The sequence below is a fragment of the Streptomyces sp. NPDC041940 genome (assembly GCF_055589465.1).
Window position 1 is genome coordinate 204,467 of record NZ_JBVJBP010000009.1, and the last position, 14,787, is coordinate 219,253.

The window sequence follows — 14,787 nt, forward strand, 5'->3', positions numbered from 1 at the left end:
ACAGGACGTCCGGCGGTGCTCCCGACCACCGGACCGGGGCCCGGGCGGCCCCGGCAAGGGGTGGCCGGTTACATCATTCGGACTGTCAGCATGCGAGTGCGGAAGACAGTTGAGAAACTGACGGCGCGCGCCCGGGCCTGCACGGGCGCCGCCATTTTTCCGACGGAACTGTGAGGGGAATCGCATGAAGTCGCCGGTATTCGAGGAATTCGACCCCGGGGGCGACTGCGACTGCCCCGGCTGCGTCCACTGGCGCCGTGTCCTGCCGCGCTCCCCGGCCGGCCGCACCACCGCCCATCCGGCCGCGCACCGGGCGCTCGCCCTGGCCGCCGTGGCCGCCGCCGCCCTCGGAGCGGGCCACGCCGTACCGGCCGCCGCTGCCCCGCAGGCACCCCACCGATCGGGTGTTCTCGCAGACGAAGACCCCGAAACCCCCCAGGGCGACACGGCCCCCCTGCACGGCGCCGACGGCCGTGAGGGCAAGCCCTCCGACGCCCTGGAGCCGGCCGCCATCACCCGTACGGACATCATCGACCGGGCCAAGACCTGGGTCGCCGCGAAAGTGCCGTACAACATGAACGCGTACTGGTCCGACGGTTACCGGCAGGACTGTTCGGGCTATGTCTCGATGGCCTGGCAGCTGCCCGGAAACGAATGGACGGGCAGCCTCGCCCAATTCGGTGAACGGATTTCCAAGGAGGAACTCCAGCCGGGCGACATTCTGCTGTTCCACAATCCGGCCAACCCGGAGAGCGGCTCGCACGTCGTCATTTTCGGCGGCTGGACGAACACCAAGCACACCTCTTACACGGCCTACGAGCAGGCCCGCCCGCACACCCGCCGGCAGACCACTCCGTACGCCTACTCGACCGACTCCGACCGGTACGTCCCCTACCGCTACAAGGGCCTTACCGCGCAGGAGGATCCGGCCCCGGCGAAGGACAGGGGGCTGCCGGGCGCACCGGCCGCCACGCCGTACCCGGGAGCGACGTATTTCGGCCCCGGCGCGGACAACAAGTACGTCACACAGCTCGGCCGCATGCTCGTCGCGCGCGGGGCCGGCGACTCGTTCCCCTCGGAGCCGGGGCCGCGCTGGACGGACGCGCACCGGCGGGCGACCCGGGCCTTCCAGCTGGCCCAGGGCTGGAAGGGCGCGGACGCCGACGGGCTGCCCGGCCCGCGCACCTGGGAATGGCTGGTCTCGGGCAAGGGCAAGGACGTCACGGCGGCGGAGGCCGGTCCGCCGCCCTCCTCCCACGGTGTCCCCGGCTACCCGGGCCGGGCGATGTTCCGGCCCGGTGCGAGCAACCGGTACGTCACCGAGCTGGGGAAGCAGCTGGTGCGGAAGGGGTTCGGCAGGTTCTACCCGCAGCGGCCGGGGCCGCGCTGGGGCGAGTCCGACCGGCGGGCCGTCGAGGCCTTCCAGCGTTCCCAGGGCTGGCGCGGCGGAGCGGCGGACGGCTTCCCGGGGCCGGAGACCTGGCGGCGGCTCTTCTCCTAGGCCCACCCGTTGTGACGCAGCTGGCGCGGAGGCTGGAGGCAGGCATGACCACGACCACTTCCCACACGTCCGAGCCCGACGGACCGGCCGAGGGGCCGGTCAGGGCCGCCCGGCTCATCCAGAACGAGTCGACCACCGAGATCCCCGTCCATCTGCTGTTCCGCGACGACCCCGACCCGGTGTCGGTACCGCTGAAGGCGGCGGTCGTCGGCCGTCGGCAGGGCACGGGGGAGCAGCCGCGCATCAGGCGCCCGGCGGCCCTGACGCCGCGTCCGGTGCCGCAGGTCGACCCGGACCTGGCGGAGCGGCCCGCACGGGTGCTGCCCGGCGCGGCGGGTGTGCTGGCCGGAGCGTGCGGGGCGGCCGGGTGCGTGGCCACCTCCTGGTGGGCCGGGGTGCTGCCGCCGCTCGTACTGGAGGCGCTGCGGCTGCCCGCCCATGCCGGGGCCGGGCCCGGCCCCGCGCAGTGGGCGGCGTACGCGGGAGCCGGGGCGCTCGCGCTGTTCGGGTTCGGCGGGCTGGCCCGGGGCCGGACCGGGCGGGCCTGGGTGCTGGACCTGTTCGGCCGCTACCGGGGGACCGTCCGGCGCTCCGGCCTGCTGTGGGTCAACCCGCTGCTGCTGCGCCGCCGGGTGGACGTACGGCTGCGGCACTGGCGCAGCGAGCCGGTGCCCGCGACCGACGCGCACGGGGTCGCGCTGCGGGTGGTCGTCCTGGTGGTGTGGCGGGTGCTGGACACCGCCCAGGCCACCCTGGGTGTCGAGGACCACGAGTCGTACCTGCGCGAGTGCGTCGAGGCGGCCCTCGCCCGGGTGCCGGTGGTGATGCCGGGCGGCCCGAGGGGTGCCGGGGAGGCGGCGGCCGAGGTGCTGACCCGGCTGGTGTCGGCGGAGGCGGCCCCGGTCGGCCTTGAGGTGTTCTCGGTGCAGCCGCTCCGGGCGGAGTACGACCCCGAGGTCGCCGCCGCGCTGCACCGCCGCCGGATCGCGGCGCTGGACGCCCAGCACCGGGCGAGCGTGCTCACCTCGGTCGTGGACTCGGTGGAGGACACGGTGACCCGGCTGACCATGCGGGGGCTGGTCGAACTCGACGACCACGAGCGGAAGGCGCTGGTGAAGGACCTGACGGTGGCGTTCTGCGCGGGGCGCGGAGAAACGACTCCGTGATTGGTATGGACATGTTCAACTAACCCTCCTACATTCACACTTGGTCTAGACCTACCTGCACGGCTCACTGAACATCCCCCACGTTCTCCAGGAGCGGCAGCATGCGTACAAGGACCAAGTTGTCCGCAGCCGCGGTGGGACTGGCCACGACCGGAGCCCTCGTGCTCTCCTCCGGCGGCGCCAGCGGCCACGGCTACACCGACCTCCCCATCAGCCGGCAGAAGCTCTGCCAGAACGGCACCGTGACCAACTGCGGATCCATCCAGTGGGAGCCGCAGAGCGTCGAGGGCCCGAAGGGCTTCCCGGCGTCAGGCCCGGCCGACGGACAGATCTGCAACGCAGGACTCGGCCACTTCGGCCAGCTCAGCGCGCCACGTACCCCGTCCGGCGGCGCCTGGCCGGCCACGAGGGTGACGGGCGGCCAGAACTACTCGTTCCGCTGGCAGTTCACGGCCATGCACGCCACGACCGACTTCCGGTACTACGTCACCAAGCCGGGCTGGAACCAGAACCACAACCTGGCCCGGTCCGACCTCAACCTGACGCCGTTCTTCACGGTCCCGTACAACGGCCAGCGGCCACCGTCGACGCTCTCCCACAGCGGCAGGCTGCCGTCCGGGCTGAGCGGCCGTCACGTCATCGTCGCCGTATGGACGATCGCGGACACGGCCAACGCGTTCTACGCGTGCTCGGACGTGACGTTCTGAGGTTCCCTTGAGTCACCGGTGCGGCCGGCGTGGGTAGGTTCCTCCCACGCCGGCCGATCGAAGGCCGCGGGGGGTCTTCGGGGGAGCTCATGGAAGTCTTGTTCTGCATCGTGCCCACGCTCATGATCGCGGTGGCTTCCTGCGTCGTGGTCGCGGTGATCCGCCGCTCCGTGCGGGTCAGCCGCGCCTGGAACAGCGGCCTGACCGCCGAGGCGCGCTGTCTGCGGACGTACACCACGACGAGTGGCGGCGGCGACAGCTCGGTGCGCACGACTCTGCACCACGTCTACGAGTTCACCACGCGCGAGGGGCGCGGCGTCCGGTTCGAGGAGCAGGGCGGACCGGGGACGACCCTGGAGGGCGACCTCGTCACCGTGCACTACCCGGCCGACCGCCCGGAGCATGCCACGGCCAGACCCCCGGCACGGGGGAAGCTGGCGGTGGGCACCGGATGCCTGCTCGCCTTCCTCGGCACGTTCATCCTCTTCGTCCTCGGCTTCATGGCCGTGACGTACGCGATGTTCTCCGCCACGGGCGAGTTCCTGCAGCCGTAGCCCTCCACACCTGACGATGCGTCAGCTACGGTGCGCCTTCATGGGAGCCACTACGGGGCGCACGGTCGCGGAGCTCGTGGCGGCGCGGTGGGGTGACCACCGGCCGGGACTGTGGTTCGAGGGCGGGGCGCTCACGCAGCACGAGGTGGCGGCCGGGGCCGCCGCCCGGGCGGCGCTCCTCGCCGACCTGCTGCCGGCCGGCGCCGAACCCCACATCGGGGTGCTGCTCGACAACACCCCCGAGTACCCGATGTGGCTGAGCGCGGCCGCTCTCGCGGGAGCCGCCGTCGCCGGGATCAACCCCACTCGCCGGGGGCCCGAACTCGCCCGGGACATCCTGCACACCGAGTGCCGGGTGCTGATCACCGAACGTGCCCGGCTGCACCTGCTCGACGGTCTCGAACTGCCCGGCGTACGCCTGCTGCTGACCGGCTCGGAGGAGTACGACGCCCTGCTCGCCCCCTACGCCGGTGCCCGGCCCGACCCCTCCCGTGCCGCGCCGCACGACCGGCTCCTGCTCTACTTCACCTCCGGCTCGACCGGCGCGCCCAAGGCCGCCCTCTGCTCCCAGGGCCGCCTCGCGGCCGCAGGCCGCTCCCTGGCCGGACAGTTCTCCCTGGGCCCGGACGACGTCCACTACCTCTGCATGCCGCTGTTCCACGGCAACGCGGTGATCGCCGACTGGGCACCTGCGCTGGTCACCGGCGCGGCCGTGGCACTGCGCCGCCGCTTCTCGGCGTCCCGCTTCCTGCCGGACATACGCCGCTACGGGGCGACCTACTTCACCTACGTCGGCCGGGCGATCCAGTACGTCCTGGCCACCGAGCCGCACCCGGAGGACCGCGACAACCCGCTCCGCCTCGGGTTCGGCACGGAGGCGGGCGCGGTGGACGCGGCGGCGTTCGAGCGGCGGTTCGGGGTGCGGCTGGTCGAGGGGTACGGCTCGTCGGAGGGCGGGGCGGCCGTGCAGTGGTCGCCGGGCACGCCGGCCGGAGCCGTCGGGCGGGCGACGCCCGGGCTGGTCGTCCTGAACCCGGAGACGGGCCGGGAGTGCCCGCCGGCCCGCTTCGACGCGGCGGGCCGGCTGCTCAACGGGGACCAGGCGATCGGCGAACTGGTCAACCAGGGCCCCAGCCCCTTCGAGGGCTACTGGCGCAACCCGGCGGCCGAGGCGGAGCGCCGCAGGGAGGGCTGGTACTGGACGGGCGACCTCTTCTGCCGGGACGCCGACGGCTACCTCCACTTCGCCGGCCGCACCGACGACCGCCTCCGCGTCGACGGCGAGAACCTGGCCGCCGCGATGATCGAGAACATCCTCGCGCGCTACGAGGGGGCGGCGGCGGTCTGCGTCTATGCGGTACCGGACCCGGTGACCGGCGACCAGGTGATGGCGACGATCGCCGGCACCTTCGACCCGCTGTCCTTCGCGGAGTTCCTGCTCGCCCAGCCCGACCTGGGGACGAAGATGGCCCCCCGGTTCGTCCGGGTGACGGACCGCATGCCGGTCACGGCCACGAACAAGATCCACCGGGCGGCGTTACGCGGGGAGGGCTTCCGGTGCGCCGATCCGGTGTGGTGGCGACCGCCGGGGAAGGCCACGTACCGCAGGCTGACCGGGGCGGACCTCGAACACGCCGAAGGGCCTCTCGCTCCCACGAGAGGCCCTTCACCGGTGCGCCGCCAGGGACTCGAACCCCGGACCCGCTGATTAAGAGTCAGCTGCTCTAACCAACTGAGCTAGCGGCGCATGACTCGCGCCTACCGGTGGAACCGTGTTCCGCGGTGGGCGACGGGAAAATACTACCCGGTCTCCAGGGGTGGTTCTGACCACCTGGCGGTGGCTAGATCGCCATGGACAGCAGGACCGGGGCCGCGTTGCGGTTGAGGGCGTCCGCGGCCTGGCGGAGGCGGTGGGCGTGCTCGACCGGGAGGGACAGGGCCAGGCAGCCGACGGAGGAGCCGGCCGTGATGGGGACGGCCGCGCAGACCGTGCCGACCGCGTACTCCTGGAGGTCCAGGACGGGCACGGTGGCCGGCTGGGCATCGAGGCGGGAGAGCAGCAGGCGGTCGCTGGTGATGGTGCGCGAGGTGAGGCGGGCCATCTTGTGCCGGGCGAGGTGGTCGCGGCGGCCGGCGTGGTCGAGCTGGGTGAGCAGGCTCTTGCCTATCGCGGTGGCGTGGGCCGAGGAGCGGAAGTCGACCCACTCGTTGACCTTGGGCGTGGCCGGGCTGTCGGCGTACTGGGTGATGCTGATCTCGCCGTCGACGTAGCGGCTCATGTAGACGGCGGCGCCGACCGAGTCACGCAGCCGGTCGAGGGTGTGCTGGAGCTTGTCGCGCAGGGCCTGCTCGCGATGGCGGGCGGAACCGAGGCGGGCCAGGGCCTCGCCCGTGACGTACGCGCCGTCGGCGATCTGCTCGACGTAGCCCTCGCGGCGCAGCATGCGCAGCAGGGCGGTGAGCCGCTCCGGTCCGATGCCGGTACGCCGGGCGAGCTCGGTGTCGGTGACGCCGGAGCTGTTTCGCGCCACCGTCTCCAGGACGCGCAGGGCTTCCTGGGCCGAGTGGTACGGGGTGGTCGGCTCGTTCCTCAGCGCCACGGTGGTCTCCCCCTGCGCTTGCTGTTGGGCCGTAATCCGGACAGCGAATCATCTCCACGATAACCGGCAAAGGGGTTGTGGAGAGCGGGGGTTGACAAGATTTCGGGCCCCCGGGCCGGGGCATCGACCCGCTGGCATATGCCAGGAGCATGCCCCGATCCGAGGGCCCGACGTCGGCCTCGCGTCGGCCCTGTTCGCGGGCCGTGGTCAAAGCACCGCGCTGAGGAACTCCCTCGTCCGGTCCAGCTCCGGGTCGCTGAAGATCTTCTCCGGCGGGCCCGACTCGATGACCCGGCCCGAGTCGAACATCAGTACCTGATCGGAGATGTCCCGGGCGAAATTCATCTCGTGGGTCACACAGAGCATCGTGATGTCCGTGCTGCGGGCGATGTCCCGCAGCAGGTCCAGCACGCCCGCGACCAGCTCCGGGTCGAGCGCGGAGGTCACCTCGTCCAGCAGCAGCACCTTGGGCTGCATCGCCAGGGCCCGGGCGATCGCCACGCGCTGCTGCTGACCGCCGGAGAGCTGCGAGGGGTGGGCGTCGCACCGGTCGGCCAGGCCCACCATGTCCAGCAGGCCCTTGGCGCGCTCCACCGCCTCGTCCTTCGACATGCCGAGAACGGTGACCGGCGCCTCGGTGAGGTTGCGCAGCACGGTCATGTTCGGGAACAGGTTGAACTGCTGGAACACCATCCCGATCTGCTTGCGGACCTCGCGCACCTCCTTGTCGGAGGCGGGGAACAGCTTCTGTCCGTCGACCGTGATCGTGCCCTCGTCGGGCTTGAGCAGGGTCATCAGCAGCCGCAGGATCGTCGTCTTGCCGGAGCCGGACGGCCCGATCAGGGTGACGTGCTTGCCGGCGTCGACCGAGAAGTCCAGGTGGTCCAGGACGGTGTTCTGGCCGAACCGCTTGGTGACCTGTTCCAGCCGGATCAGTTCGCCGCTGCTCTTGGCGGGGTCCTTCTCGGGGTTGGTCCCAGGGGTGGGGAGAGTGTCAGTGGGCAAGGCGTCGCTCCAGGGCTCGCAGGGCAAGGGAGGCCAGGTAGGAAATGACGATGAAGGCCGCGCCGATCACCGTGAGGGGCTCGGTGAACTGGAAGTTCTCCTGGGAGAACAGGCGCGCGTGGCCGAGCATCTCCAGGACGGTGATCGCCATCAGCATCGGCGTGTCCTTGAGCATCGCGATGACGTAGTTGCCGAGCGCGGGCACCACCCGGCGCACCGCCTGCGGCAGGATCACCGCGGTCCACGTCCGCCGCAGCGGCAGGTTCAGCGCCGTCGCCGCCTCCCACTGGCCGACCGGCACGGCCTCGATACCGGCCCGGTAGACCTGCATCGTGTACGTCGAGTAGTGCAGCCCGATCGCGAAGATTCCGGTGGCCAGCGCCGAGAAGGTCAGGCCCCACTCGGGCAGCACGTAGAAGAGGAAGAACAGCTGCACCAGCAGCGGGGTGTTGCGGACGAACTCCGTGACAGCCCCGACCGGCCAGGTCACCCAGCGCGAGGGCACCCGCATCAGCAGCGCCCACACCAGGCCCAGCGCGAAGGAGATCAGCGAGCCGAACACCAGGATCTGGAGGGTGACCAGCAGGCCCTTCCAGAAGTCCGGCATGAAGTCGGAGACCGCGCTCCAGTCCCAGTTCATCGGACCCCCTCCACCACGACCGGCTCAGGCGCCCGGGTCTTGCTGTCGGGCTGCTTGCCGACCCCGGCCTTGAGCTTCTTCTCAAGACCGCGCATGACCCGGGTGAGCAGGAAGGCGATCACGAAGTAGATGAGCAGGATGTACGTGTAGATCTCCGCGCTCTCCTGCAGCGCCAGGCGCACCAGGTTCGCGCTGAACGTCAGGTCGCCCATGCCCGTGATCGACACCAGCGCCGTGCCCTTGAGCAGCTCGATCAGCAGGTTCGAGAACGGCGGGATCATCTCCGGCACCGCCTGCGGCAGCAGGATCAGCCGCAGTCGCTGCCAGGGCGTGAAGCTGAGCGCGATGCCGCCCTCCTGCTGCGCCGGGTCGACCGAGCTCAGCGCGCCGCGCACGATCTCGGCGCCGTACGCGCCGTAGGTCAGCCCGAGCGCGAGCGTGCCCGCCCACAGGGGGACGAGCTGCCAGCCGAAGGCGACCGGCAGCACGAAGAACACCCAGAAGATCATGACCAGGGCGGAGGTGCCGCGGAACACCTCGGTGTAGAAGCCCGCCAGGAAGCGGACGATCTTCAGCCGGTGGCTGCGCGCCACGCCGACCACGAAGGAGACGGCCGCGCCCAGCAGGGCGCTGCAGACGAGCAGCTGGACGGTGGTCCACACGCCCTTGAGTACGAGTTCCCAGAGTCCCGAGGTCATCCGCCGCACAGCTCCTTCGCGGTCAGATCCGTCATCTCGGCCTTCGTGAAACCGAAGGGCTGGAGGATGCGGAACAGTTCGCCGCTCTTCTTGAGCTTCTGCAGCTCCACGTTGAAGGCGTCCCGCAGGTTCGTCTCGGTCGGCCGGAACGCGAAGGCGCCTCCGTCGACGTGCGGCTTGCCGCCCACGATCGGCGTGAAGGGCTTGGTCGCCTCCGCCTTGGCGGACTTCTTCACCACCTCACGGGCGGTGAGCGCCGTACCGGCGAACACGTCCACGCGCCCCGCCTCGACGGCGTTCAGACCCGCGACCTGGTCCGGGACGATCAGGATGTCGCTCTCCTTGTACCCCGCCTCGACGGCGTACTGGATCTCGGCGTAGCCGGTCCCGGTGGCGAACTTCGCCTTCTTCCCGACGACGTCCTTGTAGTTGTGCAGCCCCTTCGGGTTGCCCTTGCGCACGATGAACGCGTCGAGCATCTGGTAGTCCGGGTCGGAGAAGATGACCTGCTCGCAGCGCTCGGGGTTGACGTACATCCCGGCGGCGACGACGTCGAACTGCTGCGAGTTCAGGCCCGGGATGAGCGAGCCGAACTCGGTCGGCACGGGCTGCACCCGGTCGACACCGAGGCGCTTGAAGATCACCTTGGCCAGTTCCGGTGCCTCACCGGTCAGCTTGCCGTTCTTGTCGATGAAGCCGAACGGGATCTCGCCGGCGATGCCGAGGCGGACGACGCCCGCGGCCCGGAGACGTTCGAGCAGGTCACCGCCCTTGACGTCGGAGGCGGTGGCGACCCGGCTGCATCCGGCGGAGCCCAGCGCGCCGAGCGCCGCGACCCCCGCGAGCAGCGATCGGCGGGTGGGACCGGACACAGCCCCGGACATGGTCCGGGATATGGGTTCCGGAATTCTGAGGGGGCTTCTCTGTCGTGGAGCCATGGGCGCGCGGCTACCCGACCGCAACGGAGTTATGCCGATCTTTTCGAGCCCCGCACTCCGCCGACGCGCTCTTGACCGCAGGGCCGAGGGGCACTCCCATGGAGGGCATGGCTGATCGCTACATCGAACTCTCGCTGGTCAAGCGTGACGTGACCTGCACGGCCAAGCTGCTGGACGACCGCGCGCCGATCACCTGCGCCGCCGTCTGGGATTCCCTTCCGCTGGCCGGCGACGTCTACCACGCGAAGTACGCACGCAATGAGATCTACGCTCTTTTCCCGCCATTCGCGGAAAACGAGCCACCCCTGGAAAACCCGACAATCACCCCAATCCCCGGCGATCTGTGCTATTTCACCTTCGCCGGGGCGGAGCTGGGCACCAAGTCCTACGGCTACGACCGCGAGGTACGCGCCGGGACCACGCTCGTCGACCTGGCCCTGTTCTACGAGCGCAACAACCTGCTGCTGAACGGCGATGTCGGCTGGGTCCCCGGCATCGTCTGGGGCCAGGTCGTCGACGGCCTGGAGAACATGGCCGAGGCGTGCAACGACCTGTGGAGGTCGGGAGCGGCGGGGGAGACGCTCAGCTTCCGGAGGGCCTGACCCGGCCGGCGGAAGCCACCCCGGCCTCGTACAGCGCGTGGGCCGCCCGCAGCACCAGATCGTCCCGGTGCCGGGCGGCCACGAGCTGCAGACCGATCGGCAGACCGTCCCCGTCCGCGCCGACCGGCACGCTCGCCGCGGGCTGCTGCGTCATGTTGAACGGGTAGGTGAACGGGGTCCAGCCCGTCCAGCGCCGGTGGCCTGATCCTTTCGGTACCTCGGCGCCCGCCTCGAACGCCGTGATCGGGAGGGTCGGGGTGACGAGCAGGTCGTAGGTGTCGTGGAAGCGGCCCATCCGGCGGCCCAGGTCCATCCGGACGTCCACCGCGGCCAGATAGTCCAGGGCCGAGTAGCGGGCCCCCCGGTCGCAGATCTCCCGCAGGCCCGGGTCCAGCGACTCCCGCTGGTGCGGGCCCAGATGCTCGGTCACCCGGGCCGCTCCGCTGAACCACAGGGTGTGGAAGGCCTCCACCGGGTCGGTGAGGTCCGGGTCGGTCTCCGTGACGTACGCGCCGAGCTCCGCCAGCCGCTCCACCGCCCGGCGCACGGCCGTGGCGACCTCCGGACGCACCGCCACCTGCCCGCCCAGCGACGGCGAGTACGCCACGCGCAGCCCGCGCACCCCGCCCGCCAGGCCGTCCGTGTACGGACCGGGCGGGGCCGTGAGCGCCGACCAGTCGCGCGAGTCCGGATGGCCGATCACATCCATCAGCAGCGCCGAGTCCGCCGCGTCCCGGGTCATCGGCCCGACGTGCGCAAGCGTGCCGAACGCGCTCGCCGGGTAGAGCGGCACCCGCCCGTACGTCGGCTTCAGCGCGAAGATCCCGCAGAACGACGCCGGGATCCGCACACTGCCGCCGCCGTCCGTGCCCAGCGACAGCGGCCCCGCGCCGAGCGCCACGGCCGCGGCGCTGCCGCCGCTCGACCCGCCGGCGGTACGCGAGGGGTCGTACGGATTGCGCGTCACCCCGCTCAGCGGCGAGTCCGTCACGCCCTTCCAGCCGTACTCGGGCGTCGTCGTCTTGCCGATGAAGACCGCCCCGTGTTCCCGTAGCCGGGCCACGGACGGGGCGTCCTCGTCCCAGCGGCCCGCCGGATCCACGGCCTTCGAGCCGCGCAGGGTCGGCGCGCCGCGCTGCAGCAGGATGTCCTTCACCGTGACGGGCACCCCGTCCAGCAGCCCCTGCGGCTCACCGCGCCGCCATCGCTCCTCCGACTCCCGGGCCCGCTCCAGCGCGTCCTCGGCGGTCAGCCGGACGAAGGCGTTCACCTCCGGCTGGATCGCCTCGGCCCGCTCCAGCGCCGCCCGGGTCGCCTCCACGGGGCTCCACTCGCCCTTGCGGTACCCGTCGAGGAGCCGTACGGCGGTCAGGTCGGTGAGCTCGGTCATCCACCCTCCAAGGAACGTCAGTGACCAGGTACGTACCCACGCTGCTTGTCGACCACGTTCTTCAGTGGCTCTCCGCTCGCCCAGAGTTCGTACAGGTCCACGAACTGGGCGCCGAGTTCGTCCCGCCAGCCGACGATGTCGCCGCTCATGTGCGGGGACACGATCAGGCCCGGGAGCTGCCACAAGGGGCTGTCGGGGGTCAGGGGTTCGGCCTCGAAGACGTCCAGCGCGGCGCCCGCGATCCAGTGCTTGGCCAGGGCGGCGGCGAGGTCGTCCTCGACGACGAGCTGGCCCCGGCCGATGTTGACGAACCGGGCGGAGGGCTGCATCACGCCGAAGCGGCGGGCGTCGAACATGCCGTGCGTCTGCTCGGTGAGCGGTGCCGCCGCGATCACCCAGTCGGCGCGCGCCAGCAGCCGGTCCAGGTCCTCCGGGCCGTGCACGCCGGAGCGCGGGGCGCGGCCGACCAGTGCGGTCGTGATGTCCAGCGCCTTCAGCGTGCGGGCGATCGCCCGGCCGATCGGTCCGGAGCCGACCACGACGGCCTTGCCCCCGGCGACCTTGTGCGACTCGCGGTGCCGCCAGGTCCGCTCCCGCTGCAACTCCAGCGTGCGCGGCAGATCCTTGGCCATCGCCAGTACGAGCGCGGCGACGTACTCGGCGATCGGCTGGTCGAAGATGCCGCGCGCGTTCGTCACCACCGTGTCGGAGGCGGCGAGTTCCGGGCACATCAGATGGTCCACCCCGGCGCTGGCCGTATGCACCCAGCGTGGCCGCGGACCCTCGCCCGGCCACGCGTCCCGCACGGCGCGTGAGGTGAAGTCCCACACCAGCAGGGCATCCGCGCGCGGGAGGCGCTCGGCGAGACCGGCCTCGTCGGTGTGTTCGATCCGGGCGCGGCCGGTGAGGCGGCCGAGCCGGGGGAGGGGTTCGGCGTCCAGGACGAGGAGGGTGGGAGTGGGCATGAGCAGCCGTTTCTCCAGCCGTGCGGCGGGGCGGGCCGGCCTGCGGGCGCCGACCGGTGACGACGAGTTAACCGGGTGTTGACCAAGGAGTGATCCGGACGGATTGACCACGCTCGCACCCGAACCTACCGTCGTCAACACGGGCGTTCCCACGATCCGTTGCACACTAGTTGCCCAGCGTGAGGCCGGTGCCTGCCATGGACGTCTCATTTCTCGGCGGGCCCAGCCCGCAGCGCGGGGTCGGCGTCGTCGCCCCCTTCGACTTCGCACTCGACCGCGAGCTGTGGCGCTGGGTGCCGGACGAGGTCTCCCTCCATATGACACGAACACCGTTCGTGCCGGTCGAGGTGAGCCTCGATCTGGCCCGCCTGGTCAGCGAGCACGAGACGCTGAGCGAGGCGGTCCGCACCATCAACGCGATCGCCCCCGAGGTCATCGCCTACGCGTGTACGTCGGGCAGCTTCGTCGGCGGCGTCATGGGCGAGCGCGCGATGTGCGAGGCGATGAGCCGGGCTGGTGCCGTACCGGCGATCACCACTTCGGGCGGGCTGCTGGAGGCCCTGGTGGAGCTGGACGTACGGCGGGTCGCGCTGGTGACGCCGTACACGGTGTCGGTGACGCAGTCGCTGGAGGCCTACGTCGCCCAGGCCGGCGTCACGATCTCCGGGTGTGCCTTCATGGGCCTGACCCGGCACATCTGGAAGGTCCCCTACCGGGAGGTGGTGGACATGGCGCGGGAGGCCGTACGCGGCGACGCCGACGCCCTGTTCATCAGCTGTACCAACCTGCCCACCTACGACGTCATCCCGCAGCTGGAGGCCGAGCTGCGGATCCCGGTGATCTCGGCCAACCAAGTGACGATGTGGGCTGCGCTGCGCCGGCTGGGTACCCGTGCGGTGGGACCGTATCAAGCGCTGATCAACCCGGAGGCGCGCGCCGGTCTCGGATCGCCGGGGGCGGACCCCGGGCCTGTAGTGCCGGAAGAAGAGCAGCAGGAAGGCTGGACATGACAGCACTGGGATTTCTCTACCCGGGCCACTCGGCCGAGGACGACTATCCGCGCATCGAGCAGTTGCTGGGCAGCGACATCCGGGTGGACCTGGTGCACACCGATATCGGTGAGGACGCGCACCGGGTCGACGCGCTGCTGGAGATGGGCTCCGCGGGCCGGCTGGCGGCGGGCGTCCAGGAGCTGCGGCACGCGGGCGCCGAGGCCGTGGTGTGGGCCTGCACGAGCGGCAGCTTCGTCTACGGCTGGGACGGCGCCCAGGAGCAGGTCCGCTCCCTGGCGCAGACGGCCGGCATGCCCGCCTCCTCGACGTCCTTCGCCTTCGCGCACGCGGTCAAGGAACTGGGGGCGCGGCGGGTCGCGATCGGGGCGACGTACCCGGACGACGTGGCGCGGCTCTTCGCCGAGTTCCTGCGCTCGGACGGTGTGGAGGTCGTGTCGGTCAACAGCTCCGGCATCATCACGGCCGCCGAGGTCGGCACCTGGGGCGAGGCGGAACTCCTCGCCCTGGCCCGGAACTCCGACCACCCCGAGGCCGAGGCCCTCCTCCTTCCGGACACGGCCCTGCACACGGCCGCGCACATCCCGGCCCTGGAGAAGGAACTCGGCAAGCCGATCCTCACCGCCAACCAGGTCACGGTCTGGGAGTGCCTGCGCCTGGCCGACCGCAGGGTGAACGCGCCGCAGCTGGGCGCGCTGTTCACCAGGGAGCCGATCGTCCAGGCGTGATCGATGAGTGCCGTCCTCGCCGCCCGGGCCGTTGTTGTTCGGGCGGCGAGGACGAGTCCGGCCTATGACCGCTTGCGCCGGACCAGGACGACGGTGACGTCGTCGTGAGCCATCGGAACCGACATGGGTTCATGTCCTTTGTTCGGGGGGCGGGGGCGGAGGATACGGCGGTGGCGGTGGAACGGGGCGTGGTGTCCGGCGACGGCGCAGCAGGGAAGGGAACGTGAAGCCCACGGCTCCCCCTGCGACAGCCCCGACCAGCATGGCCAGCGGGAAGTCCCAG

15 protein-coding genes and 1 tRNA gene are annotated in these 14,787 nt (G+C 71.2%); 8 read left to right on the forward strand and 8 right to left on the reverse strand.

Translation table 11 applies throughout. From position 1 onward, the window contains the following. The first annotated feature begins 184 nt into the window (after positions 1–184). From ACZ6I3_RS18045 to ACZ6I3_RS18065, 5 genes are all read left to right on the forward strand, one after another. On the forward strand, positions 185–1,501 hold the full coding sequence (locus tag ACZ6I3_RS18045) for a peptidoglycan-binding protein (protein ID WP_469415616.1): 1,317 nt from the start codon (positions 185–187) through the stop codon (positions 1,499–1,501). A 44-nt stretch (positions 1,502–1,545) separates the two neighbouring features. Then, a complete protein-coding gene (locus ACZ6I3_RS18050) occupies positions 1,546–2,667 on the forward strand; it encodes an SPFH domain-containing protein (RefSeq protein ID WP_469415618.1) in 1,122 nt (373 codons plus the stop codon). A 101-nt stretch (positions 2,668–2,768) separates the two neighbouring features. After that, a complete protein-coding gene (locus tag ACZ6I3_RS18055) occupies positions 2,769–3,374 on the forward strand; it encodes a lytic polysaccharide monooxygenase auxiliary activity family 9 protein (protein WP_469415619.1) in 606 nt (201 codons plus the stop codon). An 89-nt stretch (positions 3,375–3,463) separates the two neighbouring features. After that, positions 3,464–3,928, forward strand: coding sequence for a DUF3592 domain-containing protein (locus ACZ6I3_RS18060; protein ID WP_469415621.1), 465 nt, complete (start codon positions 3,464–3,466; stop codon positions 3,926–3,928). A gap of 40 nt (positions 3,929–3,968) precedes the next feature. Further along, positions 3,969–5,636, forward strand: a complete 1,668-nt coding sequence (locus ACZ6I3_RS18065) for a long-chain-fatty-acid--CoA ligase (RefSeq protein ID WP_469415623.1) — start codon at positions 3,969–3,971, stop codon at positions 5,634–5,636. On the opposite strand, the gene ACZ6I3_RS18070 is transcribed toward ACZ6I3_RS18065, so the two are convergent. The 6 genes from ACZ6I3_RS18070 to ehuB all read right to left on the reverse strand — a co-directional run bounded on the left by ACZ6I3_RS18070 (position 5,602) and on the right by ehuB (position 9,755). Beyond that, positions 5,602–5,675, reverse strand: a tRNA-Lys gene (locus ACZ6I3_RS18070). The genes ACZ6I3_RS18065 and ACZ6I3_RS18070 overlap by 35 nt on opposite strands. Positions 5,676–5,769: 94 nt before the next feature. Further along, on the reverse strand, positions 5,770–6,528 hold the full coding sequence (locus ACZ6I3_RS18075) for an IclR family transcriptional regulator (protein WP_469415624.1): 759 nt from the start codon (positions 6,526–6,528) through the stop codon (positions 5,770–5,772). A gap of 207 nt (positions 6,529–6,735) precedes the next feature. Further along, positions 6,736–7,533, reverse strand: a complete 798-nt coding sequence (ehuA, locus tag ACZ6I3_RS18080) for an ectoine/hydroxyectoine ABC transporter ATP-binding protein EhuA (protein ID WP_399028891.1) — start codon at positions 7,531–7,533, stop codon at positions 6,736–6,738. After that, positions 7,523–8,173, reverse strand: coding sequence for an ectoine/hydroxyectoine ABC transporter permease subunit EhuD (ehuD, locus tag ACZ6I3_RS18085; RefSeq protein WP_469415625.1), 651 nt, complete (start codon positions 8,171–8,173; stop codon positions 7,523–7,525). The genes ehuA and ehuD overlap by 11 nt, the downstream gene beginning before the upstream one ends. Further along, entirely contained in the window at positions 8,170–8,871 is a 702-nt protein-coding gene (ehuC, locus tag ACZ6I3_RS18090) for an ectoine/hydroxyectoine ABC transporter permease subunit EhuC (RefSeq protein ID WP_469415627.1), read from the reverse strand. Before ehuC ends, ehuD begins: the two co-directional genes overlap by 4 nt. Further along, positions 8,868–9,755: an ectoine/hydroxyectoine ABC transporter substrate-binding protein EhuB gene (gene ehuB / locus ACZ6I3_RS18095; RefSeq protein ID WP_469415628.1), complete on the reverse strand. Its 888-nt coding sequence runs from the start codon at positions 9,753–9,755 to the stop codon at positions 8,868–8,870. The genes ehuC and ehuB overlap by 4 nt, the downstream gene beginning before the upstream one ends. Before the next feature lie 161 nt (positions 9,756–9,916). On the opposite strand from ehuB, the gene ACZ6I3_RS18100 reads away from it, so the two are divergent. Continuing rightward, the gene (locus ACZ6I3_RS18100; protein WP_399028899.1) at positions 9,917–10,411 is read left to right on the forward strand and encodes a DUF3830 family protein; all 495 of its coding nucleotides are present in this window, start codon (positions 9,917–9,919) and stop codon (positions 10,409–10,411) included. On the opposite strand, the gene ACZ6I3_RS18105 is transcribed toward ACZ6I3_RS18100, so the two are convergent. Both ACZ6I3_RS18105 and ACZ6I3_RS18110 read right to left on the reverse strand, forming a co-directional pair. After that, positions 10,392–11,801 carry an amidase gene (locus tag ACZ6I3_RS18105; protein ID WP_469415630.1) on the reverse strand — a complete coding sequence of 470 codons (1,410 nt, stop codon included), beginning with the start codon at positions 11,799–11,801 and terminating at the stop codon, positions 10,392–10,394. The two genes, ACZ6I3_RS18100 and ACZ6I3_RS18105, sit on opposite strands and share 20 nt — an antisense overlap. Before the next feature lie 17 nt (positions 11,802–11,818). Further along, positions 11,819–12,766 (reverse strand): D-2-hydroxyacid dehydrogenase, encoded by a 948-nt coding sequence (locus ACZ6I3_RS18110; protein WP_469415631.1) that lies wholly within the window; start codon positions 12,764–12,766, stop codon positions 11,819–11,821. A gap of 197 nt (positions 12,767–12,963) precedes the next feature. Between ACZ6I3_RS18110 and ACZ6I3_RS18115 the strand changes: the two genes are divergently transcribed. Beyond that, positions 12,964–13,776 (forward strand): maleate cis-trans isomerase family protein, encoded by an 813-nt coding sequence (locus ACZ6I3_RS18115; RefSeq protein ID WP_189723871.1) that lies wholly within the window; start codon positions 12,964–12,966, stop codon positions 13,774–13,776. Beyond that, positions 13,773–14,504: a maleate cis-trans isomerase family protein gene (locus ACZ6I3_RS18120; RefSeq protein WP_469415633.1), complete on the forward strand. Its 732-nt coding sequence runs from the start codon at positions 13,773–13,775 to the stop codon at positions 14,502–14,504. Before ACZ6I3_RS18115 ends, ACZ6I3_RS18120 begins: the two co-directional genes overlap by 4 nt. The last annotated feature ends 283 nt before the right edge of the window (positions 14,505–14,787 follow it).

Excerpts from the sequence above, each read along its gene's own strand:
- ACZ6I3_RS18045 (WP_469415616.1), top strand. The coding sequence starts at position 185 with ATGAAGTCGCCGGTATTCGAGGAATTCGACCCCGGGGGCGACTGCGAC.
- ACZ6I3_RS18050 (WP_469415618.1), top strand. The coding sequence starts at position 1,546 with ATGACCACGACCACTTCCCACACGTCCGAGCCCGACGGACCGGCCGAG.
- ACZ6I3_RS18055 (WP_469415619.1), top strand. The coding sequence starts at position 2,769 with ATGCGTACAAGGACCAAGTTGTCCGCAGCCGCGGTGGGACTGGCCACG.
- ACZ6I3_RS18060 (WP_469415621.1), top strand. The coding sequence starts at position 3,464 with ATGGAAGTCTTGTTCTGCATCGTGCCCACGCTCATGATCGCGGTGGCT.
- ACZ6I3_RS18065 (WP_469415623.1), top strand. The coding sequence starts at position 3,969 with ATGGGAGCCACTACGGGGCGCACGGTCGCGGAGCTCGTGGCGGCGCGG.
- ehuD (WP_469415625.1), bottom strand. The coding sequence starts at position 8,173 with ATGAACTGGGACTGGAGCGCGGTCTCCGACTTCATGCCGGACTTCTGG.
- ehuC (WP_469415627.1), bottom strand. The coding sequence starts at position 8,871 with ATGACCTCGGGACTCTGGGAACTCGTACTCAAGGGCGTGTGGACCACC.
- ehuB (WP_469415628.1), bottom strand. The coding sequence starts at position 9,755 with ATGTCCGGGGCTGTGTCCGGTCCCACCCGCCGATCGCTGCTCGCGGGG.
- ACZ6I3_RS18100 (WP_399028899.1), top strand. The coding sequence starts at position 9,917 with ATGGCTGATCGCTACATCGAACTCTCGCTGGTCAAGCGTGACGTGACC.
- ACZ6I3_RS18105 (WP_469415630.1), bottom strand. The coding sequence starts at position 11,801 with ATGACCGAGCTCACCGACCTGACCGCCGTACGGCTCCTCGACGGGTAC.
- ACZ6I3_RS18110 (WP_469415631.1), bottom strand. The coding sequence starts at position 12,766 with ATGCCCACTCCCACCCTCCTCGTCCTGGACGCCGAACCCCTCCCCCGG.
- ACZ6I3_RS18115 (WP_189723871.1), top strand. The coding sequence starts at position 12,964 with ATGGACGTCTCATTTCTCGGCGGGCCCAGCCCGCAGCGCGGGGTCGGC.
- ACZ6I3_RS18120 (WP_469415633.1), top strand. The coding sequence starts at position 13,773 with ATGACAGCACTGGGATTTCTCTACCCGGGCCACTCGGCCGAGGACGAC.